The sequence below is a fragment of the Microbacterium sp. 05N427 genome (genome assembly GCF_056397105.1).
Genome location: NZ_JBFTMT010000012.1, coordinates 65,088 through 91,295, shown reverse-complemented (window position 1 = coordinate 91,295; position 26,208 = coordinate 65,088). Strand labels below are relative to the sequence as shown.

The 26,208-nt window shown below is 65.6% G+C and carries 20 protein-coding genes and 1 tRNA gene; 9 read left to right on the top strand and 12 right to left on the bottom strand.

From position 1 onward, the window contains the following. Positions 1-45: 45 nt before the first annotated feature. From AC1DG4_RS13550 to AC1DG4_RS13535, 4 genes are all read left to right on the top strand, one after another. Entirely contained in the window at positions 46-816 is a 771-nt protein-coding gene (locus AC1DG4_RS13550; protein ID WP_477379169.1) for an ATP-binding cassette domain-containing protein, read from the top strand. 766 nt (positions 817-1,582) lie between these two features. Further along, positions 1,583-2,152: a helix-turn-helix domain-containing protein gene (locus AC1DG4_RS13545; protein WP_477379171.1), complete on the top strand. Its 570-nt coding sequence runs from the start codon at positions 1,583-1,585 to the stop codon at positions 2,150-2,152. A 629-nt stretch (positions 2,153-2,781) separates the two neighbouring features. Further along, positions 2,782-3,438, top strand: a complete 657-nt coding sequence (locus AC1DG4_RS13540; RefSeq protein ID WP_477421284.1) for a hypothetical protein — start codon at positions 2,782-2,784, stop codon at positions 3,436-3,438. 145 nt (positions 3,439-3,583) lie between these two features. After that, positions 3,584-4,426 carry a universal stress protein gene (locus AC1DG4_RS13535; RefSeq protein WP_477379175.1) on the top strand — a complete coding sequence of 281 codons (843 nt, stop codon included), beginning with the start codon at positions 3,584-3,586 and terminating at the stop codon, positions 4,424-4,426. Between the two features lie 15 nt (positions 4,427-4,441). Here the strand turns inward: AC1DG4_RS13535 and AC1DG4_RS13530 are convergent, their stop codons facing one another. Beyond that, positions 4,442-6,013 (bottom strand): Na+/H+ antiporter, encoded by a 1,572-nt coding sequence (locus tag AC1DG4_RS13530; protein ID WP_477379177.1) that lies wholly within the window; start codon positions 6,011-6,013, stop codon positions 4,442-4,444. A 215-nt stretch (positions 6,014-6,228) separates the two neighbouring features. Beyond that, a complete protein-coding gene (locus AC1DG4_RS13525; protein WP_477379178.1) occupies positions 6,229-8,160 on the bottom strand; it encodes a beta-L-arabinofuranosidase domain-containing protein in 1,932 nt (643 codons plus the stop codon). A gap of 286 nt (positions 8,161-8,446) precedes the next feature. On the opposite strand from AC1DG4_RS13525, the gene AC1DG4_RS13520 reads away from it, so the two are divergent. From AC1DG4_RS13520 to AC1DG4_RS13505, 4 genes are all read left to right on the top strand, one after another. Further along, positions 8,447-9,556: a LacI family DNA-binding transcriptional regulator gene (locus tag AC1DG4_RS13520; RefSeq protein ID WP_477379180.1), complete on the top strand. Its 1,110-nt coding sequence runs from the start codon at positions 8,447-8,449 to the stop codon at positions 9,554-9,556. A 656-nt stretch (positions 9,557-10,212) separates the two neighbouring features. Then, a complete protein-coding gene (locus AC1DG4_RS13515; RefSeq protein WP_477379182.1) occupies positions 10,213-11,421 on the top strand; it encodes an alpha-L-fucosidase in 1,209 nt (402 codons plus the stop codon). Positions 11,422-11,589: 168 nt separating this feature from the next. After that, positions 11,590-13,575: a BNR repeat-containing protein gene (locus AC1DG4_RS13510; RefSeq protein ID WP_477379184.1), complete on the top strand. Its 1,986-nt coding sequence runs from the start codon at positions 11,590-11,592 to the stop codon at positions 13,573-13,575. 154 nt (positions 13,576-13,729) lie between these two features. Beyond that, positions 13,730-14,917, top strand: a complete 1,188-nt coding sequence (locus tag AC1DG4_RS13505) for a serine hydrolase domain-containing protein (protein ID WP_477379186.1) — start codon at positions 13,730-13,732, stop codon at positions 14,915-14,917. A 64-nt stretch (positions 14,918-14,981) separates the two neighbouring features. Here the strand turns inward: AC1DG4_RS13505 and AC1DG4_RS13500 are convergent, their stop codons facing one another. The 7 genes from AC1DG4_RS13500 to def all read right to left on the bottom strand — a co-directional run bounded on the left by AC1DG4_RS13500 (position 14,982) and on the right by def (position 21,674). Further along, positions 14,982-16,178, bottom strand: a complete 1,197-nt coding sequence (locus AC1DG4_RS13500; protein WP_477379345.1) for a Gfo/Idh/MocA family protein — start codon at positions 16,176-16,178, stop codon at positions 14,982-14,984. A gap of 182 nt (positions 16,179-16,360) precedes the next feature. Next, the gene (locus tag AC1DG4_RS13495; protein ID WP_477421283.1) at positions 16,361-17,797 is read right to left on the bottom strand and encodes an ABC transporter substrate-binding protein; all 1,437 of its coding nucleotides are present in this window, start codon (positions 17,795-17,797) and stop codon (positions 16,361-16,363) included. A 107-nt stretch (positions 17,798-17,904) separates the two neighbouring features. Beyond that, complete coding sequence (locus tag AC1DG4_RS13490) at positions 17,905-18,771, bottom strand: carbohydrate ABC transporter permease (RefSeq protein WP_477421282.1); 867 nt, start codon at positions 18,769-18,771, stop codon at positions 17,905-17,907. Beyond that, positions 18,768-19,739: a carbohydrate ABC transporter permease gene (locus AC1DG4_RS13485; RefSeq protein WP_477379192.1), complete on the bottom strand. Its 972-nt coding sequence runs from the start codon at positions 19,737-19,739 to the stop codon at positions 18,768-18,770. Before AC1DG4_RS13485 ends, AC1DG4_RS13490 begins: the two co-directional genes overlap by 4 nt. Positions 19,740-20,220: 481 nt before the next feature. Then, positions 20,221-20,296, bottom strand: a tRNA-Asn gene (locus tag AC1DG4_RS13480). A 157-nt stretch (positions 20,297-20,453) separates the two neighbouring features. Then, positions 20,454-20,966 (bottom strand): septum formation family protein, encoded by a 513-nt coding sequence (locus tag AC1DG4_RS13475; RefSeq protein WP_477379194.1) that lies wholly within the window; start codon positions 20,964-20,966, stop codon positions 20,454-20,456. A gap of 141 nt (positions 20,967-21,107) precedes the next feature. After that, complete coding sequence (def, locus tag AC1DG4_RS13470) at positions 21,108-21,674, bottom strand: peptide deformylase (protein ID WP_477379196.1); 567 nt, start codon at positions 21,672-21,674, stop codon at positions 21,108-21,110. Between the two features lie 127 nt (positions 21,675-21,801). On the opposite strand from def, the gene AC1DG4_RS13465 reads away from it, so the two are divergent. Then, on the top strand, positions 21,802-22,896 hold the full coding sequence (locus tag AC1DG4_RS13465; protein ID WP_477379347.1) for a DMT family transporter: 1,095 nt from the start codon (positions 21,802-21,804) through the stop codon (positions 22,894-22,896). Positions 22,897-22,935: 39 nt separating this feature from the next. On the opposite strand, the gene pgl is transcribed toward AC1DG4_RS13465, so the two are convergent. From pgl to zwf, 3 genes are read right to left on the bottom strand one after another with little or no spacing between them, the layout of a single operon-like run. Then, entirely contained in the window at positions 22,936-23,715 is a 780-nt protein-coding gene (pgl, locus tag AC1DG4_RS13460; RefSeq protein ID WP_477379198.1) for a 6-phosphogluconolactonase, read from the bottom strand. A gap of 1 nt (position 23,716) precedes the next feature. Continuing rightward, entirely contained in the window at positions 23,717-24,652 is a 936-nt protein-coding gene (locus AC1DG4_RS13455) for a glucose-6-phosphate dehydrogenase assembly protein OpcA (RefSeq protein WP_477379200.1), read from the bottom strand. Beyond that, positions 24,649-26,196 (bottom strand): glucose-6-phosphate dehydrogenase, encoded by a 1,548-nt coding sequence (gene zwf / locus AC1DG4_RS13450; protein WP_477379202.1) that lies wholly within the window; start codon positions 26,194-26,196, stop codon positions 24,649-24,651. The genes AC1DG4_RS13455 and zwf overlap by 4 nt, the downstream gene beginning before the upstream one ends. Positions 26,197-26,208 lie beyond the last annotated feature (12 nt).

Sequence of the window (26,208 nt, the reverse complement as noted above, 5' to 3'; positions counted from 1 at the left end):
GCCGAGCACGACCCTGCGCCCCCGGGCATCGGGCAGGATGGGGGCATGGCACGTGCGACGGGGGATGCTTCCACTGCGATCGTCTGCGAGGACATCGTGATCGATCGGATCGGGCACTCGGCGCCCACGAGGGCGATCGACGGCGTGACGTTCTCGTTGCCCGCAGGCGAGCTCATGTGCATCGCCGGTGCGACAGGATCCGGAAAATCGACGCTCGTCGGGGCTCTCGCCGGCGCTGCTGATTCCTCGATCCGCGTCGTCGGCGGATCCGCCACGGTCTGCGGCGTGTCCGTGCGTCACCCCGGACGCCGCCTGCGGGAGCTGACCTACCGGGCCGGCTACCTGCCGCAGAACGCCGGAGCCCAGCTCACGCCGCAGCTGACCGTGCAGGAGACCATTGCAGAACCGATCCTGCAGCGCGAGCGGCGCGTGAACGTGAAGGCGCTGGCCATCCGGGTCGCGACGCTGCTGGATGAACTGCACCTGCCGCTGGGCCTCGCCTCCTCGTTCCCCTACGAACTGAGCGCCGGCATGCGCCAGCGCGTGGCGATCGCCCGCGCCCTGGTGCTGGATCCGACCGTTCTGATCGCCGACGAGCCGCTCGCCAACCTCGATCTGGAGGTGCGGCCGGTGGTCTTCGCCGCGATCACGCGCCGACGAACCGAACGCGGGATGGCTGCTCTGCTGGTGAGCAATGACGCGGCGTTCGCACGCGAGCTCGGCGCGGAGACCCTCATGATCCGTGAGGGCCATGTGGTCGCCCGCGGCGCGGGCGCGGATCTGCTCTGGACGCCCGGCACCGAGCACGCGCGCTGATTCGCCACGCAATGATTCCGACGTCGTTCGACCGTCGGATCACGTCGCCGGACGGATCACGGCATTCGATTGTGCACAGGTGGCTGACTAGCGTTGCAAAAGATATGCGATGCCGAGTCCCAGGAGCACCACGACGAAGCCGAGGAGAGCCCAGATAGGCGCTCCGTAGAACTCCTTGAGCAGCCACGGCCTCTCATAATCGCTGTCCCCTTTGCGCGCACGGTTGCGCCTCTTTTCTCTCGCCATCGCCGCCTCCCCAGTGGCTACTTCGTGCACAGCAGTACCGCTGATCGCGGAGCATATGAGAGACACTACAAGATCAGACACCCTCAAGCATCATCGTGTTTCCGGCACGACCAATCGAGATGCGGTTGCCCCGCCCTATTTGTTGACGTTATGTTAACGCGGGATAACGCAACTGGGGGAGTTCGTCTCGCGGTGATCGACGGGGGAAGATCGTTAAATGGGGAATGCCACGATTTCAGGGGATTTGACACGGCTGCTCCGCGGAGAGCGGCAGCATCCGATCGTTGCACTGCGCTACCGCAGTGTTCTTGCGACGCAGCACGTCGTGGGTCGTGACATATCGTGGCGCTGGATGCCACAAGAGGTCGACGGAACGGAGACGGCGGCGCTTCTCGTCTCTTCGATTCCGCTCGAGATTCGCGGAGCGGAGGGGGAACCGCAAGAGGTCCCTCCCGGTGCGCTGGTGTTCCTGCATCCGCATCGCACGGCGTCGGTGAGTGCAGTGAAGGCCGGTACCGTCATGATCGCGTGGGTCCCCTGGGGTGAACTGGCCGAGATCGAATCGGGTGTCGGCGCTCCGATGGAGGTGATCGCGGCGAGTGCACTCGGGCGCGGGCTGCGTGCGTTCCTCGACTCCTTGCTCACCCAGCCCTCCGAACCGACGCTGTACACCGACTACCTCGTGGAGCAGCTGATCACGGAGATGGTGTTCGGGGTCCTCGTCGAGGCGGGACCGCGTACGACGATCGCGGGCATCGAGGCTCCAGGGATCGCACGGGCGCGCACCCTCATACTGATCCGGCGCACCGAGCCGGAGTTCGGCGTCGCCGGGCTTGCGCAGGACCTGCACATGTCGGTCCGGAACCTGCAGAGGCTCTTCGCGCTCGAGGGGACGACGCCGGCGGACGAGTTGCGACGCGCGCGGGTGGACCTTGCGCAGGAGCTGCTGGCCAATGCGGGCAACGCGCCGTTGGGCATCGGCGAGATCGCGGAGCTCGCGGGCTTCCGGGATGCATCGGCCCTGCGTCGGGCGTTCGCATGGGTGGGGCTTGCCACACCACGAGAACTGCGCAGGGCGTCCCGTCGCTGATCCTGGTCAGAAGGGGGCGCGGGCGCTGTTCATCACTATCGCGCCAGAGATGTTAGATTCTGCGACGCCGAAGTCGCAGAAGCGAATTCTGTCGACGGTCGTGCGACATTCTTCGCGGCAGATGGCCGGATCGCCGGCGAGGGACAATCTCATGTGATTTGATGAGTTGCGCGACTTCCTGTGTTCGACGGATCTCCGGGTCCTGTTCGATCGTCCCTGGGAAGGCGCGTGATCCTCGGTGTTCGACCGAATTTCCCGTCGGTCTGGCAATGGTCGAAATGACTTCCTCGCCGAGAATCGTCTGATCGGTCACCGCAGATATTCCCTCCCCGGATCCTGCAATGGCCGGGCATTGAGAATCCACCTCGATGCCGATAGTTCGCCTCATGGGGATGCGAACGGGTCCGGCGGCTCCTCCAGGGTATGTCGAGCCGCCGATTCCCGTGCCTTCCCGCGCGCGCTCCCCGATGGTGAGATTGCATTCCGCGCCGCATTTCATCGTTATTGCGCCTGAGCACTCCGCCGTGGCGAACCGTGCATCGATGATGGTCGAGCGTGGCACCTGCCCGCCCGTCGCGACGGGCACTGGGCCATGCGATCCGAACACTACTTCTTCTGGGGAGAGACACATGTCCGAAAGCAAGACCACGGTGAGCACGCGTCCCGCCATCGATCGCCGCACCATCGTCAAAGGCGCGGCGTGGAGCATCCCGGTCGTCGCCGCGGCAGCGGCCATGCCGCTGGCGTCCGCCTCGACTCCGGGTTGCCCGACGTGCATCAAGGCGGGTTTCCCGATCATCGGAGGCATCATCTCCGGCGCCTGGACGTCCCAGGCGGTCGTCCTCGGGAACAAGGCGACGATCGCGTTCYCGTCGATCTTCGGTCTCGACGCGACGCAGTGCGGCATCAGCTTCACCAACATCTTCCAGCCCGCCTTCACGTACATCGTGACCCAGGCGCAGCTGACGATGTCCGATGGCAAGACCTACAACTCCGCCGTCGGCCTCGGCGCCGGTGCCGGCAACATCTCGACCGTCGGCGCGATGCCCGGAGCCTTCGTGTTCACCAACGTCTCGCTCCCGAACGGTGGAGCGGTGGGTGGTCTCGGCAACTACACCGATGTCCCGACCAAGCTCTCGGTCACGGTGCAGACCACGCTCCAGTACGGAATCGGCCTTTCGATTCAGTGCCCGATGGTTCTGACCTGGGATCTTCATGGCGTCGCGACAGGGCTCGTGGCGTTCGGCGCGGGCACCGTCAACTTCACCGGAACCGCGACCGCCTGAACCGCGTTCGCACGTGCAAGACGCCGTCGGGTCGCACCCGGCGGCGTCTTCGCAATGGACAGGGCTTTAAACACGGGCGGGACCCCYGCGCTGTGCCGTCGTCTCTGGCTACCCTCGGAAGAGGCAGAGATGAGAGGAACGAATCATGAGGGAAATGATCGTTGTGGGAGTCTCGGACTCGCCGGTGGCGGCGCGGGTCGTGGAGTGGGCGATGGCACGCGCCGCGGAACGATCGCAGCGCGTGGAACTGGTTTCCGTGGTCGGGGGAGCGATCGGCACTCTCGGCGAAGGCGGTCCGCTGGCTGAGGCCACCGCCGCGGCGCGCTCCTTCATCGAGGAGCATCTCCAGTCGTACGCCGAGCGCGGCGTGGAGGTGACCGTGCGGGTAGACGTGGGAAGTCCCGTCGAGCGGCTCGTGGCCGCATCGGAGGACGCCGCGTTGCTCGTCATCGGGAGCGACTATCAGGGAGGGTCATCGCCGTCGGTCCGCGGGTTCCACGGGGTCCGCATCACCGCCGCCGCGAAGTGCCCCGTCGTCGTGGTCCCCGACTACGACCTGACAGAGCGGAGGGGGATCATCGTGGGCGTCGACGGATCCGAGACCTCCGAGAGCGCCCTTCGTTTCGCTGCCGCGGAGGCAGATCTTCGCGACGAACCGCTGACGGCGGTATCGGTGTGGACGCCTCTGACGGCGCCCGGTTTCGGGCTGGTCGGCTATTCGCAGCCCTATCTCGACAACATGCAGACGGCGACCGAGGAGATCCTCGCGATCGCCCTGGCCGGATTGTCGACGGACTATCCCGATCTCACGATCATCCCCGTCGTGGAGAGCGGCTATCCCTCCCGGGTGATCGACGAACTCGCCGCATCGGCACGACTCTGCGTCGTGGGCTCACGTGGGCGAGGCGCGATCCGGCGCCTTCTGCTCGGATCGATCAGCCAGGAGGTCATCGCGCATCCGGCCACGGCCACGGCCGTCGTCCGGTAGGCGTTCGGACGCGCATCACTCGTGCTGCTCCGTCGACGCGGGCGCGAGGTGAAGCGCGTCGCGATCCAGACGTGCCTGCAGCCGGTGCAGGGTGACGTCGCTGATCGCGCCATGGTTGCGGAGACGGATCACGACGTCCCTGGTGTGGTCCACGAGGGCGAGACTCAGCGCGGCGTAGTCACTGTCCAGGTCCCGCCGGGTGCTGCGCTCGGGTTCGGGTGAGCCGTCGATCCTCTCAAGGCGCTCCCGGTACTCGTCCACGAGCCGTTCGCGTACGTGGTCCGGGGCGTCGATCCCTTGCGCGATCGCGGGCGTCGCGTCGATCGCGGAGAGCAGAGCGGTCCGATGCGCGCGGGAGAATTCGGCGGAGACCATCGTGTCGGGTTCGAAGCGCGCCCAGCGGATCACCGCAGGCAGGAGCAGCCCCTGCGCGAGGATCGTCAGAATGACGACCCCGGTGGCGACGAACACGATCTCGGCGCGACCGGACATCCCTGCGGGCACCGCGAGCGCGACGGCGAGGGAGATCGCGCCGCGGAAGCCCGCGACGGTCGACACGACCCTGGCCCGATGCGTCATCCGCTTCCTGCGCTGAGCGGGGCTCCGATCCACGAGCCGGATCGTCCAGGTCGTGAACATCTGGAACACGAAGCGGATGAGCAGGATGGCGATCCAAATCAGCACGCAGAGTGCGAGCAGCAGCGGAATGCTCTGTGGCGAGACGGATCGGAGCGCGGACTGCGCTTCGATCCCGATCAGCACGAAAAGTGCGCCGTTGAGGGTCGTCGTCGTCAGAGTCCAGAAGCCGTCCCGCTGCTGGCGGGACTGCGGTGTTCCGGAGCGGGGTCCGGTGCGGCTCAGGTACAGGCCGGCGAGGACGACGGCGATCACGCCGGACGCATGGATCTGCTCCGCGGCGAGGAACGCGGCGAAGGGCACCAGGACCAGGGCCGCGTTGTGCAGGAGGGGATCGCTCAGGCGCTGGAGGACGGCGGTGGCCAGAGCCCCCGCGAGGAGGCCGATGACGGCGCCGCCTCCGTAGGCCAGCGCGACGAGCCCCGCGATCTCTGCACCGGAGTAGTGGGCGCCGCTTCCGGCGAGCCCGATCACGACCGTGTAGATGACCAGGGCGGTGCCGTCGTTGATCAGGCTCTCGGTACGCAGCTGGACGAGGTTCCGGTGCGGGAGCGCCTTGGCGAGTGCTCCGACGGCGGTGGCGTCGGTGGGAGCCAATGCGGCGCCCAGGACCAGCGCCGGCAGCCATCCCCAGCCGAGGGCCACGCCGATCCCTGCCGTGCCGAACGTCGTGGCGACGACCAGCAGCGTGCTCAGCAGCAGGATGACCCGCAGATCCCGTCGCACCTCGCGCAACGGCGTCATCAGTGCCTCCCAGAACAGCAGCGCAGGAAGGAACAGCACCAGAACGGCATCGGAGGGCAGGTGAATGCTCTGCACCGCGGGAATGAGTCCGACGAGCAACCCGACCAGGAGCTGCAGCAGCGGGCGAGGCAGGCGAAGCCGCGGGGCGACCCAGGACGCGCCCACCACGAGGCACCCGACCAGGACGAAAGTGGTGAGCGGATCCATGAGTTGTCCTCTCCGGCAGGCAGGCAGGCAGGACGGAGCAGGGAACCGGGGATCCCGCCATCGCGACGCCGGTCCGGAAGGCTCGGTCGAGAAGAGCATCTCAGCCCGGTGTTTCGATGCCGTTTCCGGGAGGAGCGAGGGGCGTTTCGCCCGCACCGCAGCACGGGGACAGCTGGTCTTGTTCTTCCAGGGCCTACGGACTCGACGTCAGTTCGTCAGCTCTCCAGCCGAAAATACGTTGTGTACCGCTCATCCGTAACTTCATTGATCGGGATGAACCGGATGTCGGGGACACCCCTCGTTCGATAGCGGCCGGCATTCCACCAGTGGTGCTCCCGCTCGTCGTCCGGCGCCAGAAAACTGGTCGGATCCGCCGGGTCACCATGGAGATCGTGTCGCTCGTCGGTGACTCCGACGAGAACGTGGGGTCCCTCGGCGAACGCCACGACCTGGGTGTCGTCAGGTGCAGGGATGATGCGCAAGCCGATCGGGAACTCGAGTCGGAGCGTCTGAGCCTGCCATTGTTGCCTGACGATCAGCCATCCCTCCTCCATGCGAATCGGCTCAGCAGACCCGTCGAGGGTGAGCTTCGGTTCACCCTGCACCCATTCGGGAAGCCGGATGCGGAGGTCGAACTCCGTCGGGTGGTCGGCGGAGATGACGATTCGATACACGACTCGCTGCGGCCGGTGTAAGGGCAGGTCGGGAACGAGCCTCTGAATGGCGTCGAGCCCCTCCTGTGTGCGAGTCTGCCCGAAGACCAGACCGTCGTTCGGATCCTGGTCCAGTCGGACCTCGACCGCGGAACCCTCGATATCCCAGCGCGTGACGGACGGGATGAACTGTGAGAGGCGCAGCCCGTCCGCATCGCGTTGGACTACCGCCGTTGCATGATGAGAATGGGCTTGCAGCAACGTTCCGTGACAGCACCAAAAATCGTTGGTGCGACTGCCCCACTGCTTCGCGCTTCCCGGTGCCAGGGGCTGGAAGTAGGTGACCATACCAGTACGCGCGTTCTGCTGCGAATAGATGCCGTTGAGCAGGTTGCGCTCCCAATAGTCGGCGTATTCTCGGTCGCCCGTCCAGCGGTAGAGCGCCTCGGCGAGCCGCATGAGATTGTAGACCAGGCAATGCTCCTGCACTCGATTCAACCGAGTTACGACGGTCCCAGGCGGCTGCCACACCTCGCCCGAGCTCGATCCGCCGGTGCAGTAGGTGCCTCGTTCCCGAATCGCCAGGCGCCAGAACTCCTCGACGATGCGCCGCCATCGTGGGTCGCCGGTGACCTCCCACGCCCTCGCGGCTCCGAGGATCTCCGGCACCTGCGTGTTCGCGTGACGATTGCTGATCACATCCTGGCCGGCGAGCATGCGATCGAAGAAGCGCGGGCGGTCGTACCGGCGGATCAGCTCCAGATGGATGGGATCCCCGGTCAAGCCATAGAGGTCGGCCCAGATCTCGAGCATGCCGCCGGTCTCCACGTCGAGCACATCATCCAGTTGCTCCCGGCTCATGTCGTCGGTCCAGCGGCTGAACCACCTCGCAAATCGCAGCAGCACCTCGAGCGCTTCCGAGCTGCCCGCCACTGCGTACATGTCCCACAGCCCCATGAGCAGCTTGTGAATCGTGTACTGCGGCGCCCACACGGCGACGCCATCGACGACGCGCTGCAGATACTCAGGTGGAAACGCTGCAACCCACTCGCCCCCGTTGGCATCCTGACAACGGCGCAGTTCGCGAACGATGTACTCCGCGCGTGCGCGAACCTCGCCATCGTGGACCGAGAAGTAGGCAGCGGCGGAGAGCCAGTGACCGAGGATGTGGCCGCGCAATTCGCTCGTCGGGGACTCCCATCCCCAATGCCACGCGCTCGGACCATCGACCGCGGCCTCGCTGATCGTTGTTCCGACGGAACCGGAATATCCCCACAGGCCTGCTTGGAGCCGGAACGTTCGCAGCAGGTTCTCTGCGCTCAGACTCATCAGATAGTCGCGGTCGACGGTCGCGCGCGGGAGCGCAGGTCCGTCCAGCAGAAGAGCGGACGCCGGCGACGCGTGGCGGATCATGATGTCGATGACAGGGGCTCCTTCGGTGACCAGCATGAACAAGGCGGGGGTCGACTCAGCAGATGACAGCTCAGCCGCCATCAGCAGAGCCGCTCAGACCAGCGCGGCGGCCCGCGTGCTCGGTACGGGACTTCGAAGGAGATGCGGGGAGCTGACCGAGACGTAACGTATCGCAGTTTGCTGCGGGTGGCGAGATAAATATCGATCTGACGGCGTCATGGGCAGATCCGCTCGCGTTCAGCCGGAGACGTCGAGTCCAAGGGGGAGTAGCGACCGTGGCGGCCACCGGGTAGAGGGCTTGCTGTTCCTACTGAGGAAGCACTCGAGGTTGACTGGCGCGTTTGGTGCTCGTGGGGAGGATCGGTTTGTGCGTGCCGGCGAGGCGTTTGCGTGGCTTCGGCGTATCGTTTCATCACAGGCGCGCTTTCGTGGCGTGACCAGAAGGGACGTAGGCATGACGCGTCGAAAGACTTCTGCCACCTATACCGATATCCAGAGAGTCACTGGTTTGTCGCTTGCAACGATCTCGAAGTACTACAACGGCGGCAACGTGCTCGAGCGGAACCGGGACGCCATCAAGGCCGCGTCCGAGTCGCTGGGATTTCGTCTCAATCGCAACGCGAGCGCCCTGCGGCGAGGCGCGACCCGCACGATCGGTGTGCTTCTGCCGTCACTTCTCAGTCAGTTCCATGTATCGATCGTCGCGGTGGCGGAGCAGTATCTTCGTGCCCACGGCTACAGCGTTCTGCTCGCTTCCGACGAGGGCGGACCCCTCGGTCGCAGCCGCGACGCCATGGAGTTGCTCCTCGGCCGTCAGGTCGACGGCATCATCACCATGCCGTCGCACTCCGATGTTCCCGCGTTGGCCGGGGTGATCGAGTCGGGCATCCCCGTGGTCGCGATCGACCTCTGGCAGCCAGGCTTGAACGCGGACTTCGTCTGCCTCGACAACAGCGGGGCGGGGTGGCTGGCCGGCCAGCACCTCGTCGACCACGGCCATGAATCGGTTGGTGTCATCGTCGGCGACTTCGCGATTTCGACCATGAAGGAGCGATACGAGGGATTCGCCGCAGCTCTCCCCGCCGCGATCCCGACCGAACTCGTCCAAACGGGGCCGCTGACGTCCGAATGGGGGCACGAGGCGATGAACAAGATCCTCTCTCAGCGGCCCAGACCGACCGCCGTGTTCGCGGCCAATTACGATCTCACGCTCGGCGCGGTGATCGCCATCAACGAGTCGGGTCTGCGTCTCGGTCAGGACATCTCATTCATCGGGTTCGACGGCAAAGAGCTGGCACGCGTGACACGACCGCCCCTGACCATCGTCACTCAGCCGGTGGCAGACCTCGCGCGCGAGGCGGCCCGCACGATGCACGAGCGGCTGGAGGGCGACCGGTCCGCTCCATCGGAGCCGACCATGACGAGGCTTCCCGGAACCCTCGTCGTCGGGGGATCCGTCGCGACCCTTCGCGTCTGAGGCTTCTGCTCCTCAACCGACAACAGGCGCTCTGGGAGACATTGTCAGGGCGGAGTGAGGTGTTTCGCTCGATCTTGCGGCGACTCGTCTCCGTCTCGAGGTGGGCTGCGTACGCGTCCTGAGGGACCCTCTCGCTGGGCTGAACGTTGAGCTCAATGCGGTGTGATGACGTCGGGCGACACTACCGATCCGTGTCGATTACCGACTCCGCAGGCGTCTGGCGGGTGCCCGTCGCCACGTCCTGTCGTCGAGGTGATCTTCACGCCGAAGAGTCCGCGGACTAAACGTTACGCGTATGTTGTCGGCTCGGAGTCTCAATTACCAACCCCGAGTTGACGGTTCGCGTTCGCGAAGAGTAGCTTGAGAGCGAATCGTTTCAGGCTTGGTCAAGGGAGATGAATGTCGGCGATCACGCGGTCCTTGCTCGGGTCCACTGCCGTCAGCTTTGGAGCGACCACGGTCATGGCCCCGCCGGACAAGTCACGGGCGACGGCGCATGTCGACTACCGAGCAGAACGGGAGCCCACGGTCTCGTTCCACGCCTCACCACGGGCCTTCGCACATCGGGATAACCCCCTTTGTAAAGGGGGCGTCATCGACCCGCCCACCACGAACGTGCCCGGCGAGACGCTCGCTGATGAGCAAAGGAGCAGAACATGACCGACGAACGAAGCCTGCCGACCTGGGCGCAGGAAGCCACCTTCGGCATCTTCATTCACTGGGGGCCCTACTCGGTGCCGGCGTGGGCGGAGCCGACAGGCGCGTGGGGGGCCGTGCCTCCCGAGCGGTGGTTCGCTCACAACGCATATGCCGAGTGGTACGCGAACACCATCCGCATTGAGGGGTCTCCTGCTGCGGAGCATCACCTGAGAGCATTTGGCGGCCTGCCGTACGAGCAGTTCTTGGACTCCTGGACAGCGGAAGAGTACGATCCCAAGGCTTGGGCGGCGCTGTTCGAGTCAGCCGGCGCGGACTACGTGATACCCGTGACGAAGCACCATGACGGAGTGGCGTTGTGGGACGCGCCGGGAGCGGGAGATCTGACCACTGTGGCGAGAGGGCCGAAGAAGGACCTCCTGGCTCCGCTGGCGGACGCCGTTCGCGAGCGCGGAATGAAGTTCGGCGTCTACTACTCGGGAGGCCTCGACTGGGCATTCTCGGGCTTCCCGCCGCTGGAGTCCATGGAGCAAGTCGAGGCTTATCGCCCCATCGATGATGCCTACGCCGCGTATGCCTCGAATCACGTGAAGGACCTCATCGATCGGTATCACCCCTCGGTCATCTGGAACGACATCAACTGGCCGGACGCGGGAAAGGCAGACGGGTCCTTGGACTCCCTCATGGACTACTACAAGGTGGTTGTGCCGCAGGGAATCACCAACGATCGGTGGGGGACGGATCGGTGGGACTACCGAACGAGTGAATACTCGCACGACACCCACCACGAAGTGGGGCAGGGCTGGGAGCACAACCGCGGGTTGGGCTTCTCCTTCGGATTCAACCAACTCGAGGACGAATCGCTGACGATGAACACTCGCGAGCTGGCTCGGCTGTACTCCGATGTCGTGTCACGCGGGGGACGGCTCCTCTTGAACGTCGGCCCGAAAGCATCGGGGGAGATCCCCGATGTCCAGCGCCGGACGCTTGAGGGCATCGCGCCCTGGATGGACACCGTGAAACCGCTGACCACAGGGCGGAGTTTCATCGAGGCGGGTGTTGTTGAGGCTGAATCCTCCTCGGATCCTTCGCCTTGGTTCCGGGCGTGGAGAACGGGCGATTCGATCGTCGTCGTGACCGACGACGAACACACGAGGGTGTCTGCGCCGGGCGAGATCATTCGAGTTGATTTGCCTTCTGGGCTCTAGCTTGCGACGCCAGCGCGGAGCCAGAGCCGCGCACCCGGCAGCCGCAACCTCCCTCGTGATGGGAAGCGCGGTTCGGTCGATACCCAACGAAAGGAAGAGACAATGACGTACTCACCCACCTCAAGACCGAAACGAGCTGTCGCAAGACTCCTCGTTCCGGCGTTGGTCGTGACTGCACTCGCGTTAGCAGGTCCGGTCAGCGCAGCAGCTGCGAGCAGCGCGGCGACAGACGACTTCGAACGCGCCGATGGAGCCCTCGGGAGCTCCTGGACTTCAGACCGAGGCGCCTGGAGCATTGCGAGCGGTGCCGCCCAAGCAACCAGCGCGACCAGCAACGCCGTCGCCACGTACAACCCTCTCCCGCTCGGCGACGACTACACCGTTTCTGCTCGAGTGAATATCGTCACAACGGGAACCCCGGCCGGCTCGGAGTGGGTTGGCGTGGTCGGCAACCTTCAGGGCACCACTGCTTCGAGTCTGAACTACTACGTGCTCCGGGTCACGACCGGCTCAGGGACGGGCACTAACGGTCGCTGGCAGTTGTTGCGGATGACCAACAGCACGTCTCCTGGTGTGCTCGCTAGCGGCACAATCGTTGCCGCGTATGGCACGCAACTCGATGTGACGCTGACCCGCACAGGTAAGTCCCTGCGCTCGCAGGTGATCAACGCTGCCTCGAGCGTCACGCTTGCGGACCAGACCTACACCATGGCGGTCGTCGACCCCAATGTCGTAGGGGGCCGTTCCGGACTGTATTCCAACAGCGGAAACCTGCGAGCGCAGACCTGGAGCCTCTCGACGAGCGCCCCTGCTGTTTCGCCCCCGGGCCCGCTCGACTGCGCACCGGGGGGCGGAAGCTACACCTACCCGGATCCCAACCCGACTGTCGTTTCGACAAGCACGGTGGGAACGACCTGGGCCGGAATGCAAGTGGGGCAGCGACTTCTCACGAGCGGAAACGACCAGTACGTCGCGTACTACGACGTGAACCGCGGCATGACCGTCGCCAAGCATACGATCGGCGGCGCCTGGACCTACAAAATCCTCCCGTCGACTCTCGGATGGGACAGCCACAACTACGTTTCCATCGGGCTTGACCGGGCCGGAAACCTCCACGTCGCCGGCAACATGCACAATGTTCCGCTGGTCTACTTCCGCACCACCGTCCCCGGCGACATCAGTACGTTGGTGAGAGTCACCAACATGGTGGACGCAGCCACGGAGAACTCCGTTACCTATCCCGAGTTCGTCAACCGCGCGGACGGAAGCCTCGTCTTCGACTACCGCCAGGGTGGGTCCGGAGATGGCGTGACGTATTTTGATGTCTACAACGAGTCGACGAGTTCGTGGTCGCACCTCGTCTCCACGCCGATGTTCGACGGGAACGGATCCGCGAGCAACCCTTCAGGAACATGGAGCTCCTACTTCCAAGGTCCGACAAAGGGACCGGACGGGTGGTTCCACATGATCTGGGTCTGGCGTGACACGCCGGACGCGGCGACGAACAGCATGCTGACATACGCGAAGAGTCACGATCTCGTGAACTGGGTGACGAACAACGGGACTCCTCTCGCCACCCCGTTCAAGTACGGCCAAGGTGACGTCATCGACCCGGTCCCCGACTACGGCGGCCTGCTGAACGGCAACGCCAGGATCGGTTTCGACGCTTCGGGCAACGCCCTCATCACGTACCACAAGTACGATTCGCAGGGCTTGTCGCAGTTGTACGCCGCACGTCCGACTGCCTCCGGCACATGGCAGATCAGTCAGATCACGAACTGGACCGGACGTTGGAGCTTCGGGGGTACCGGGAGTCTCAACTTCCAGGTCGCCATGCAGGGCTCTCGTGTCCTGTCCAACGGCGACATCAGCGTGGACTTCTTCTGCAACGGCAGCGGGAACAAGCAATCGGTCATCATCGACTCGTCGCTGAATCGGATCGCTCAGGTACCCACGCAGCCACTGCCCGCGTCAGTGACAACGGTAACCGGCACCTACCCGGGGCTGCAGGTCCTTATCGCGGACGACCTCGCGGGCGCCACCGCGGGCGGCCAGTACATACTGCGCTGGGAGACGTTGCCGGGCAACGATGACAAGCCACGAACGAGCTACCCCACCGGCGGGAGCACCCTGCAGGTGATTTTGCTCCACTAACGACAAAACGGATCGGCCCCGGCTTTCCGCCGGGGCCGATCTTCACGTGGTTCTTCGGACCGCACCCACAACGGGAAGGAAACACCGTGTGCACGATCTCGTGGCTCGATACGCTTGATGCCAGCTGCCCCCTGCGATCAGAGGAGCTCGTTCCATGATTCACGGTCAGGTTGCGCCGGGCTTCGAGGCGGTCGCCGATGCTTTCGAGCGCGGACAGTCGGACGATCCCGGTGGCGCCCAACTGTGCGTTTATCAAGGCGCGACCGTGGTCGTCGATCTGTGGGCAGGCTCGGACGCGGAGACTGGTGTCGCGATCGACGGGGACTCCCTTTTCGTATTGTGGTCCACGACCAAGGGCATGATCGCGATCATCGCGGCGTCGCTCATCGAACAGGGCCGGCTCGACCCCGATGAGCCGGTGGCACATCTGTGGCCGGAATTCGGCGTTCGCGGTAAGGATCGGACGACCGTTGCGCACCTCCTCAGCCATGCCGCCGGACTTCCCTTCTTTCCCTCGGGGGCGGGGATCGAGAGTAGCGACCTACCGAATTGGGCGCTGTGTGTTGAGGCGCTGGCCGATGCGGAACCGCTATGGGTGCCAGGTACCGTGTCGTGGTACCACCCGTTCACCTTCGGGTATCTCAACGGTGAGGTCATTCGTCGAGTGACAGGCAGGAGCGCGGGCGAACTCTTCGCTGAGCGCGTCGCCAGACCGCTCGGTGTGGACTCCTGGATCGGTGGCCTCCCGGCCGATCGCGAACGTGACGTCACGTGCCGCAGCCGTATGAACCCCCTGCTCTCCAACGATCCGGCTGAATTGTGGTCCCAGTACGGAGTGGATTTCTCCGATCCCTTGGTCCAGGAACTGCTCAAGGAGGTGCAGTCGATTCCGGACATGGCCGAGTTTCTCAACACCGTGGAGGGACACCGAATGGAATTCGGCGGCGCCGGCGGAATCGCGAGCGCACGTTCGGTGGCAAGAATCTACGCCGCCACCATCGGTGAGATCGACCACATTCGGCTGCTCTCGCCGCAGACACTCGACTTGGTGACCAGGCCACGCACTGTGGGCTTGGGCCCCGTTCCTCAACTCGCCGCCCTGCCCAACCAGAAGCTCGCCGAGTTCGGGCTGGGATTCTGGTTGGGCTCGCAATTCGCGAGCGGGCGATTCGCGTCAGGTGGAACTTTCGGCCACCCCGGGGCGGGTGGAAACATCGCCTTTGCGCATCCCGAGTCACAACTGGCCGTCGCGTACACCTGTACCGGCATGTGGTCGGACGACTCGCGACCGGATCCGCGCATGGGCTGGGCCGAGCCTCTCGCGGATCTGGTCGGCGCGTAGAGCGCAAGTGCAGGAGCCGGGACCGGACCTACGGCGGCTACCGAGCCTGCACGCGGTCGAGCCACTAGGCGGGCGCGTCGCCAAAGTCGTGAATGGGCAGCCGAACTCCGCCGAGGCGCGCGGAGTCGTGAGCAACGATTCCCGGCAGGGTGAACCGGGCCGCAACCCACGCGTTCACACTCGGCATCGAAGAATCTCTGACCGCGGTGACGAAGTCGTCCACGAGAAAGTGGTGGCTTCCCTCGTGTCCATCGGGAGCCCCAGCGAATGTCGCCGGAAGCCGCGACGTATCGTGTACGCGCGCGTGCCCGGACACGAACGCGGCACGCAGTTCAGGTGCCACGTGCGCCAGCGATGCGTCGTCGAGGCTGATCGTCTCGCTGGTAACCAGGAGATCAGACACGTCCTTCAGTCCGGCCTTGTCTTGCCAGACGGACACGTTCGCGAGTTGTTCGAAGCTGGCGTCGGTGCCGAAGTACCTGAATCGCGACTCGCGCAGGTGACTCGGGTATCCCACGCGACGGAACTCATTGATGCGCATCGAACCACCAGAGGCGAGTTCGTAGAGCGCCGTCGCGTTAGAGAAGTCATTACCAAACTGGCTGACGTTGCGGTCGAATACTCCGTCGTCGACGTCATCTCGCACACCGATGCAGCTCACGCTTGAGGCGTAAGTGGGCAACGCACCCAGGACCCCGCCGATCGAATGCGTCGGGTAGAGCATGGGAGGGTAGCTGGCGGTGCGCTTCCACTCGGGCCCGCCGCTGTACTCGTAGGCCGAGTAGAAGCCGAGATCCATGTCGTGAAGATAGTCGCCTTCCGCATAGAACACGCGACCGAATGCACCTGCGGCGTACTGGTTGCGAGCGAACACGGTCGCCGGGTTGTAGTAGCTCGTCTCTCCCATCATGTAGGTCAGCCCCGTTTGAGAGACGGCATCTATGATCTCGGCGATCTCGGCCGACGAGATCGCCATCGGCACTGCCGAATACACGTGCTTCCCGGCTCGAAGGGCCCGGACCACCAACGGTCCGTGAGTCCACCGCTGGGTGAAGATGGCGACCGCGTCGACATCCGACGCCAACATCGCCTCGAAGGACGGGAAGGTCCCCGCAAGTCGTTGATCTGCGCGCAGTGCTTCTGCGCGCTCCGGAAGCAGATCGGTGACGTACACCGAGGTCACGTCGGGATGTCGAGAGAACAACGTTGAGAATTGGCCGGCGAATTGCCCGGCGCCGACGATGCCTATTGAGAATGACATGTCCATCCTTTTCCTGTTGAGTGAGCCCGGCGTCTTTCACGCCGAACAACGTGGCCGAGATCGGATGCCACCTCGCTACTTGGAAAGCGTTGGCGGCCGGGCGGCATCGCGCGGACGACGGGCGACTTTCGCGGTGGTACGCGATCGTCGCCCGTCGTGCAGAGCCTGCAGGCAGATCGGGGCTAGCCCACGTCCGTCCATTTGTTGTTGGTGACCTGCTCGTGTGCCCAGGTGACGTTCGCCGCCTGCTGCGCGGCCAGGTACTCATCGAGGGTCTTAGAACCGATCAGGTAGCCGGTGAGCAAGTTCTGCCCGGTTTGAGCGGCGGGCGTCAGCAGCAAGCCGTTACCCAGCTTTGCCGGCGCGGCCCAGTCCTTGGAGGTGAGTGCCTTGATCGTCGACGGAGCCTTGGCGCTGGTGATCGCCGGGATGCTTCCCGTCGCCGCGAGCCAGTCCGTGACCTTCGGGCTCGACACATACTGGAGGAACGTGATCGCCGCCTTCAGCTTCGCACCCTTGATGTACGCGGGAATCTCGTACGACGTGCCACCTGCTCCCGTTCCAAACGATGCCGGCGCGCCAGAAGCGTACTTCGAGTCCTTCGTCGAGATGGTCGGGAATGGCACGGTGCTCCATTTGAACTTCACCGTGGAGAGCCCGGCGGCCGAGAAGTTGGTGCCCCAGGCCATGGCGGCCTTGCCGCCGGGGAAGGCTGTGCTGCCGGTGAAGGCTCCGGCCGAGGTGACACCCGACCAGTTCGGCGTCGCGCAGGCGTCGTACCACTTCTTGATGATCTTGACCGAGTCGGCGATGGCCGGGTCGGTGCTCACGTCGATCGATCCGTCGAGGATTCCCTTGGCGATGCTCTTGGTGGCGATCGGGCTGGTGGTGCCCGCCTTTCCGTCGGCACCGAAGACGTTGATCTTGTCGGACAGCTGGTCGARCATGGTCGACTGGATCGCGGTGGTGGCCCAGAGGGAAGCCAGGGTGCCTTTGTCGGTCGCCAGCGGGTTGATGCCATCCTTCTTCAGCGTGGTGCACGCCTTGGTGAACCCGTCGAAGGTCGACAGCTGCGAGGGTGAGATGCCCGCCTTGCTCAGGATGTCGTTGTTGTAGAAGATGCCGACCGTTACGAGGTTGAACGGTACCCACGAGTGGTGGCCGGTTCCGTCGCGCTGGGCATCTCCGAAGTAAGTCTTGTCGAATCCGTCGAGCCACGTTTTCGAATCCGGGTCGAACGGGTTCTTCTCGGCGAGGTACGGGTCGAGGTTCGTGACCTGGCTCGGCTTCGGCGCCGGCTGGTTGAAGATCAGCTCGGGCGCGGTCCCCGCGGTGAGCTGCGTCGTCAGCGTGGTGCCGAACGACGAGAGCGGCAGCACATTGGTCTTGATCGTGATGTTCGGGTTGTCCTTCTCGAACTTCGCGATCAGCGCGTCCCAGGCCGGACCGAAGGTGTTGGTCTGGTCGGTGAACTGGTTCGGGCCGGAGAGGGTGATGGTGACCTTGCCGTCGGAGCTGGATCCGGACGAGCATCCGGTCAGTACCAGCGCGGCTGCTGCGATCGTGCCGACCGCGGCGACGAGCGCCTTGGGTCGCACGAGGCTTGTGGGCTGTGACATTGCAATCCTCTTTGATTGGGTTGTGGGTGGAGCGACGGAGGGGTGTGGTGCGAGTCAGTGATTGCGGAAGGAGACAGAGCTCGTCTCGGATGTTCGGGGTCGGTGCCCTAGTGCGCGCCGGGGAGACCGCCCTGTACCCCCGCCAGGAAGTACTTGGACAGGAAGGTGAACAGGATGACGAGCGGCAGACTGGCGAGGAAATATCCGGCCATCAGCGGTCCGTATTCGATGGCGTTCTGCCCCTGGAAGAACTGCAAGCCGACCGACACCRTGCGCAGGTTGTCGTCGGTGATCACGAGCAGTGGCCAGAAGAAGTCGTTCCACACCGTGCTCAGCGTGATGAGCGTGATCGAGCCGAGCACGGGCAGCGACAGAGGGAGGGTGATCGAGCGATACAGGCGGAAGTTCGACGCACCGTCGATCCTCGCGGCGTCGTAGATCGACTGCGGGATCGACTCGATGAAGTTGCGCATGATGACGGTGCCGAGCAGGACCCCGCCCGCGACGTACGGCACGACCAGCACCGCGTAGGTGTTCAGGATGCCGAAGTCCTTCATCATGATGAACAGCGGAATCAGGTTTACGATGCCGGGCACCGCCATGAGCGCGAGCACCAGTGCATAGACGACGGCGCGGCCACGGAAGCGGAATCGTGAGAGGACGAAGCCGGCAACGGAGCCGATGGCCGCGATCAGGACGACCGAGGCGATGGCCACATAGAAGGTGTTGCCGAGGTACGGCGCGATCTGGTTCCACGCCACGGCGAAGTTCTCGAAGTGGAACGGAAAGACCGGCGCCCAGAAGCTGTCCGCGAACTGCTGGTTCGTCTTGCCCGACGTGATGAGCATGAAGACGTAGGGCGCGAGGCCGATCACGACGAGGATGATCAGCACCGCCTTCGCGCCGACCTGCAGGTGGGAGCGGTTGCGGAGCTTCTTCGGCTGCTGCGAGAGCCGGACGGTCGCGGTGCTCACATCTCACCTCCATCGTTGGCGCCCTGATTGCGTCGCCCGATGAAGAGCGAGAGCAGGCTGAGGGCGAGGGTGATCGCGAACAGCGTGGTGGAGAGCGTGGCAGCGTAGCCCCAGTCTCCGGCGCTGAACGCCTGGTTGATGATGTACAGCACCGGCACCATGGTCGCGTTGTCCGGCCCACCCGCGGTGAGCACGAAGGCGACGAAGCCGTACTGAAGGGTGGCCACCACGACGAGGAAGAAGAGGATGCGGATCTGGCTCACCATGAGCGGCAGGTCGATCCGCCAGAGGCGCGCCCAGCGGCCGACGCCGTCGAGCTGGGCGGCCTCGAGCACCTCTTTCGGGATGTTCTGCAGGCTCGAGTAGAAGATGAGGAACGGCAGCCCGGCRATGAACGGGAAGCCGACGAGGAGCAGCGCGACGAGTGCCGTGCTGGGCGAGCCGGTCCAGTTCTGTTCGAATGCCTTCAGGCCGATCGCGCCGAGGAACTGGTTGAACACCCCGGCGTTCGGGTCGTAGAAGAAGCCCCAGATGAGCGCGGTCACGACACCTGGGAAGGCCATGGGGATGATGAGCAGGGTGCGGATCACGTACTGCCACCGCTCGCTCTTGAGGGTGACGAGCAGCTCTGCGGCGAGCAGCGGCAGGATCCACGACGCGAGGTTGAAAAGGAAGATGATGCCGAGGTTGCCGAACGAGTGCCACCAGATGCCGTCGCTCATCATGCGTGCGTAGTTGTCGCCGCCGAGGAAAGTGGAGACGCCCGCGGGCACCCAGTTGAAGAATGACCAGAAGATGGAGGAGAGGGCCGGGAAGTAGGCGAACACTCCCAATACGGTGATCAGCGGGAGGAGCGCCAGCCACACGGTGATGCGGAAACGAGGACGCGTTGACCCTCGCAGGCTTGATGGCCGACCCGCGACGGAGGCACGCTCGTCCGCGAGGGGTTCTTCCTCCGTCAACGCCATGGAGCGCCTCTCTTCTTCGAGATATGCGGCGGACGAATCGTCTTCGCCGTGAGATCTCTCAGCACTGCGGAACACTTTCACTCCTTTGTGATACTCGGGCTGTTACAACCTCTACAGCGAATCGTTTCGTGTTGCCGCGGGGCTTCGCTTCGAGAGTTGATGTGTGACGAGTATGACGGATGAGGTGCTGACTTGCAAGCTTCGACGCCGATTCCCTCAATGACGCGAAAGTTGCCGAGGTCTGAGGAGCAGCGAACCCGAGCGGCGGAATTAGACATGAACACGGAACGTTACGCTCGTGGTTCGCCTTCTGGCTCACTTCGCCTCACCGCAGGGGTGGTTCGAGTCGGATCACCGACCCGCCGCTGGGCAGGAGTCGGCCGTTCTGCTGGGTTCATCAGGAGCAGGGAGTGCCGGAGGGACGGGCGGACACGGAGAAGCCCCCAACCTCCTTGTCGTATCAAGGGGGTTGGGGGCCTATTGGCTCCCCGGCTTGGACTCGAACCAAGAACCTGCCGGTTAACAGCCGGCTGCTCTGCCAATTGAGCTACCGAGGAATGCTTCCCGCTGCGCGGGCAACTCGTCAACTATATCAAAGGATGACTCGTGGCTCCGCCACGGGGCGTCGCCCGGGCGCGTCGCCCGGTGCATGCGCGCAGGCGACGGAGGGGCTCGCCGTGGCGAGCCCCTCCGAGGATGCAGGATCTGCAGGAATCAGCGCGCGGCGCCCTTGAGGGAGCCGGTGGTCTGGCCGGCGGGGTCGCTCACGATGCACTGCACGAGGCGGTCGTTCATCGAGTCCCAGGTGTCCTTCGTCGGCGTCATGTAGGAGACGTCGAGGGACGAGGAGTCGTAGGCCACGCCGATGAACGTCGTGAACGCCTCGCCGGCGCACTTCTCGACCTCGGCGTCGATCGCGGCCGAGTCGTACTCGGTGCCTTCCAGCTTGAACTCGTAGAAGACCTCTTCGTCGTGCGGCTTGTCGCAGGGCACCACGTCGGTCTCGCTGATCGTCGTGCCCGTGTCGCTCATCTTGCAGTCGCCGAGCTTGAGATTGAAGATGCCGATGTTCGAGCTCGCCGTGACCTGGGACTTGTCGTCGCGCGGCGCATCGCCGCCACCGTTGCCGAGCACGCTGTTGAGAATGCTGCAGCCGCTGAGCCCGGCGGCGAGCACCAGCGCGGAGCCGACGACGGCGACGCGACGGAGTAGGGCGCGGTCGTTCATGGGAATTCCCCCTCTAGAAGCTATGAATCCACGCAGAACACGGGACAGCTACGAACGTACCGGTGCGGGAGAGGAAATCTCAAACCTGCAAGAAAGTCGGTCTGTCCAGGGGGATTTCTGGTCCGAGTCGAACTTTCGGTCTCAGCCTTCGAGATCGTCCACGCCCGGCAGCCAGCTGGCGCCGGGGCGGCCCCAGCCGCGCTTGCGGGCGATCTTCTGCACGGTCTTCCAGTCGCCGTCATCGAGGCGGTCGACGTAGAGGATGCCGTCGAGGTGATCGAACTCGTGCTGCATGATGCGGGCGCGCCAGCCGTCGACCTCGATGCGCACGTCGTCGCCGTTCAGATCGACGCCCGTCACGAGCACGCGCTCGGAACGTCGCAGCGGGAACCGTTCGCCGGGGAAGGAGAGGCAGCCCTCCGACTCGAGGTCGGGATCGGGGGAGCCGGGCTCGAGGGGCGCCATCCACAGCACAGGGTTGATGATCTCGCCCCGCCAGGGCTTCTCGTCGTCGTCCACATACGAGTAGACGTAGATCCGCAGGCCGACGCCCACCTGAGGTGCGGCGAGTCCGACACCCGGGGCGACATCCATGGTCTCGTGCATGTCTGCGACGAGGGTGCGGATCTCATCGGTGATCTCGCCGACCGGGTCGGCGGGGGAATGCAGGACAGGGTCACCCATGATGCGAATCGGAAGCACAGCCACGCGTCAACCCTAGTCGGCGCCGGGTGGCAGGTAGGCTCGAAGGGTGCTTGAGAACCTGACGCGGACCACAGGGGCCGCAGACGTCGGCGAGCATCTCGCCGGGGTCTTCCAGAACCCCGGCTTGCTCATGGGCATTCCTCTCGCTCTGGCCGGCGCGGTCTTCATGTCGCTCGGTGCGCAGTACCAGCACCGCGGCGTGGAGAAGGTGGAGCGACTCAGCGGTTCCGACGCGGCCACCGGCCTCAGCTGGGTGCAGGTGCGCGGACTGCTCACCCGTCCCTCCTGGATCGCCGGCACGCTCATGCTGACCCTCGCCATCGTCTGCCAGCTCGCGGCGCTCACCAAGGCTCCGTTGATCGTGGTGCAGCCGCTGGGCGCGATCGCGCTCGTCATCACGACTCTGCTGAACGCTCGGGTGACCGGAATCACGCCCACCAAGCGTTCGCTCGTGTCGATCTTCGCCTGCGTGGGCGGCATCTTCATCTTCGTCCTGTTCGCGGCGCTGTTCGCGGTGGAGCGCGCGATCACGGAGATCCAGCTGTTCACGATCCTCACGATCCTGCTGGTCGTGATCATCCTGCTCGGCACCTGCTGGCTGATCCTGCGCCATCGCATGCGCGCGCTCTTCTACGTAACCGGCGCCGGAATCCTGTACGGATTCGTGGCCACCCTCGCCAAGGCGGTCATCAACCGGATCCAGGCGGGCCAGTTCGACTGGCTCACGGCCGTGTGCGTCATCGCGCTGATCGCCGCGGGCGCGGCGGGAGCCTACTTCGTGCAGACCGCGTACGGCTCCGGCCCCCCGGACCTGGTGATCGCGGGCCTCACGGTGATCGACCCGATGGTCGCAGTGCTGATCGGCCTGCTCGTCCTCGAGGAGGGCGCCGCCGCCCCGGTCTGGGTGTTCGTCGCATTCGGGATCTCTGGAGCGATCGCGGGCTGGGGCGTGGTGACGCTCGCCCGTCACCACCCGCAGGTCGTCAGCGAGAGTCAGGAGCTGCCGATCGCACGGGGCAGCTCCGGCGGCGCGACGCCGTCCGCCGCGCATGCGGATCCCGCACCATCGGTGTCGGAGACGCCTCAGGGCGGATCCGTGTCGCAGAGTGTTCCGCCCGGGGACCTTCCGGAGTGGCCGTCCAACGTCGCACCGATTCGACGCGAGGATCCGCCTCGCGACGGCGGCGACGCAGGCGAGCGCGGAAACGGATCCGCAGGCGTCTGAGCCGTGACCGGATCCGGGCCCGTCGAGCCCCGATCTCGCTCAGTAGTCGACGTCGATGAGGTCGGGCGCGACCTCGGAGGCGGCCGCCTCGTCGACGAAGAACACTGTGCGCTTGCGCCCCTTGGCGCCCGCGGCCGGCACGTTCTCGTAGTTCGCCCCGGCCAGCGCGAGCCCGAGCGCCGAAGCCTTGTCCGTACCGGTGAGCACGAGCCACACCCGCTTCGAGGCGTTGATGACCGGCCGGGTCAGCGTGATCCGCTCCGGCGGCGGCTTGGGGGAGTCGCGCACCGGCAGCACGGCGGCATCGGTCACGGTGATCTCCCGGCGATCGGGGAACAGCGACGCGATGTGTCCGTCCGGGCCGACGCCGAGGAAGCACACGACGAAGGAGGGCCAGGCGCGTCCGGCGTCGCCGAAGCGCGCGAGCTCCGCAGCGTAGGCGGCGGCCCCCTCGTCCAGGCTCAACCCCGCGTCGCTCGCCGCCATCTCGTGCACGTTCTCCGCCGGGACCGGAATCCGGTCCAGCAGCGCCTCACGCGCCTGCCCGGCGTTGCGATCAGGGTCGTCCGCCGGTACGAAGCGCTCGTCGCCCCACCAGAAATGTACGAGCGACCAGTCCACGTCGGTCGCGCGGGCGTCCTCGGCGACGGCGCGCAGCACAGCGGATCCCATGCTGCCGCCGGTGAGGGCGACATGGGCGAGTCGCCCGTCCCTGATCCGCGCCTGCACCCGGACGAGGAAGCGGTCGGCGACGAGGTCGGCGAGGGACGCCGGATCCTCGCCGATGACGACGCGCTTGACGGGGGAGTCGGCAGCCATGTCAGGCCACCGGCTCCGGCGCCTCGAGCAGCTCCCAGCCCTCGGTGATCACCCGGCCGTACAGCACGTCGGGATCGAGTCGGCGCAGTTCCTCGGCGAGGCACTCGCGCAGCGTCCGCCGCGGCAGGTGCAGCTCGTGGTCCGGTTGGCCGGGCTGCGTCAGCACGGCCGAGCCGGGCACGGGGCGCTCCAGCAGGATGTCGCCGTTCGCGCGGGTCAGGCGCACCGACTTGATGCCCTCCTGCCACACGTGCGGGCTCTCGTACGCCCAGCGCACCGGCACATCGAGGGCGAGCCGCAGCCATCCGGCCAGCAACGCGGTGGACGGCGATGCGGCGGATCCGCGCACCTCGACGGCGGTGACCTCGTCGTACGGGGGCTGGTCGAGCACGGCGGCGAGCTGCTCGCGCCAATGCGTGAGCCTGGTCCAGGCCAGGTCGGTGTCCCCGGGCACGTGCGTCTGGCCGAGCACTTCGAGCTGCGCACGGACGTCCCGCGCGGTCGCGGCATCGGTGATACGGCGCTGCGCGATGCGACCCAGCGGCGATGCGGCGGGCGCCTCCGGCGCCTCGCGCGGCCACCACACGACCACGGGGGCGTCGGGCAGGAGCAGTCCGGTGACGAGGCTCTCCTCGTTGCTCGCGGCGTCGCCGTGGGCGTGCAGCACCACGACCTCGCTCGCGCCGGCGTCGCCGCCCACACGGATCTGCGCGTCGAGGCGTGACTCGCCCTCGCTCGTGGTCAGCACGATCACGCGCATCGGGTGCTCCCGAGACGCGTCGTTCGCGGCGTCGATGGCCGACTCGGCGACATCGTCGGTCGCGGCGATCACGAGCGTGAGCACGCGGCCGAGGGCGACCACGCCGCCCTCCTCGCGGGCCTTGACCAGGCTCTTCGCGACCTGGCTGGTTGTGGTGTCGGGCAGATCGATGATCACGGGCGCCTCCAGACACGTCCGTCGCGGGCGAGCAGGGCATCGGCGGAGGCCGGTCCCCAGGATCCGGGAGCGTACTGCTCCACGGGGCCGCCTTCCGCGGCCCAGTACTGCTCCACCGGGTCGAGGATCTTCCAGCTGAGCTCGACCTCCTCATGGCGTGGGAAGAGTGGCGGATCGCCGAGCAGGACGTCCAGGATGAGCCGCTCGTACGCCTCGGGGCTGGCCTCGGTGAAGGCGTGCCCGTAGCCGAAGTCCATCGTCACGTCGCGCACGTTGCTGCCGCTACCCGGCACCTTCGAGCCGAACCGGAGCGTGACGCCCTCATCGGGCTGGACGCGGATGACCAGTGCGTTCTGCCCGAGCTCCGACGTCTGCCCACTGCCGAACAGGTGCTCCGGAGCGCGCTTGAAGACGACCGCGATCTCGGTGACGCGGCGGCCCAAGCGCTTACCGGTGCGCAGGTAGAACGGCACGTCGGCCCAGCGTCGCGTGTTGATCTCCAGCTTCACGGCCGCGTAGGTCTCCGTGGTCGACTCCGGATCCATTCCGTCCTCGTCCAGGAACCCCGTGACCTGCTCGCCGCCCTGCCAGCCGCCGGCGTACTGCCCGCGGGCGGTGGCGACGGAGAGGTCGTGGGGCAGGGAGACCGCGGCCAGAACCTTCTCCTTCTCCGCCCGCAGGTGCTCGGCGGAGAGGCTGATCGGCTCCTCCATCGCGGTGAGGGCGAGAAGCTGCAGCAGGTGGTTCTGGATGACGTCGCGGGCAGCGCCGATGCCGTCGTAATAGCCGGCACGCCCTCCGACTCCGATGTCCTCGGCCATCGTGATCTGCACGTGGTCGACGTAGTTGCGGTTCCAGATCGGCTCGTACAGCTCGTTCGCGAAGCGCAGCGCGAGGATGTTCTGGACCGTCTCCTTGCCGAGGTAGTGATCGATGCGGAAGATCGAGTCGGCCGGGAACGTGCCCTCGAGCGCGTCGTTGAGCGCCCGCGCCGACGCCAGGTCGTGACCGAACGGCTTCTCGATCACCACGCGACGCCAATGGTCCGCGTCCTCATGGGCCTCGACCAGCCCCGAGTCGCGCAGCTGCTGCGCGACGAGCGGGAACTGGTTCGGCGGGATCGACAGATAGTAGGCGTGGTTGCCCATGGTGCCGCGCTCGACGTCGAGCTTCTCGACGGTCTCGCGCAGGCGCCGGAACGCGTCAGGGTCGCCGAACTCGCCGGAGACGAAGCGGATGCCCTGCAGCAACTGCGCCCAGGTCTCTTCGCGGAACGGGGTGCGTGCGTGCTGTTTGACGGCGTCGTAGACGACCTGAGCGAAGTCCTGGTCCTCCCAGTCGCGGCGGGCGAAGCCGACCAGGGCGAACCCCGGAGGCAGCAGACCGCGGTTGGCGAGGTCGTAGACGGCGGGCATCAGCTTCTTGCGCGACAGGTCGCCGGTCACGCCGAAGATCACGAGGGCGCTGGGCCCCGCGATCCGGTTCAGTCGGCGGTCGTCGGGATCGCGGAGCGGGTTGCTGTCGCGGGAGACGGGAACAGTCATCGGTGGGGGATT

Coding starts and splice junctions, on each gene's coding strand:
- AC1DG4_RS13545 (WP_477379171.1), top strand. CDS start 1,583: ATGATCGCGTGGGTCCCCTGGGGTGAACTGGCCGAGATCGAATCGGGT.
- AC1DG4_RS13500 (WP_477379345.1), bottom strand. CDS start 16,178: ATGTCATTCTCAATAGGCATCGTCGGCGCCGGGCAATTCGCCGGCCAA.
- AC1DG4_RS13550 (WP_477379169.1), top strand. CDS start 46: ATGGCACGTGCGACGGGGGATGCTTCCACTGCGATCGTCTGCGAGGAC.
- AC1DG4_RS13530 (WP_477379177.1), bottom strand. CDS start 6,013: ATGGATCCGCTCACCACTTTCGTCCTGGTCGGGTGCCTCGTGGTGGGC.
- AC1DG4_RS13525 (WP_477379178.1), bottom strand. CDS start 8,160: ATGGCGGCTGAGCTGTCATCTGCTGAGTCGACCCCCGCCTTGTTCATG.
- AC1DG4_RS13465 (WP_477379347.1), top strand. CDS start 21,802: ATGGGCATTCCTCTCGCTCTGGCCGGCGCGGTCTTCATGTCGCTCGGT.
- AC1DG4_RS13515 (WP_477379182.1), top strand. CDS start 10,213: ATGACCGACGAACGAAGCCTGCCGACCTGGGCGCAGGAAGCCACCTTC.
- AC1DG4_RS13535 (WP_477379175.1), top strand. CDS start 3,584: ATGAGGGAAATGATCGTTGTGGGAGTCTCGGACTCGCCGGTGGCGGCG.
- zwf (WP_477379202.1), bottom strand. CDS start 26,196: ATGACTGTTCCCGTCTCCCGCGACAGCAACCCGCTCCGCGATCCCGAC.
- AC1DG4_RS13505 (WP_477379186.1), top strand. CDS start 13,730: ATGATTCACGGTCAGGTTGCGCCGGGCTTCGAGGCGGTCGCCGATGCT.
- AC1DG4_RS13475 (WP_477379194.1), bottom strand. CDS start 20,966: ATGAACGACCGCGCCCTACTCCGTCGCGTCGCCGTCGTCGGCTCCGCG.
- pgl (WP_477379198.1), bottom strand. CDS start 23,715: ATGGCTGCCGACTCCCCCGTCAAGCGCGTCGTCATCGGCGAGGATCCG.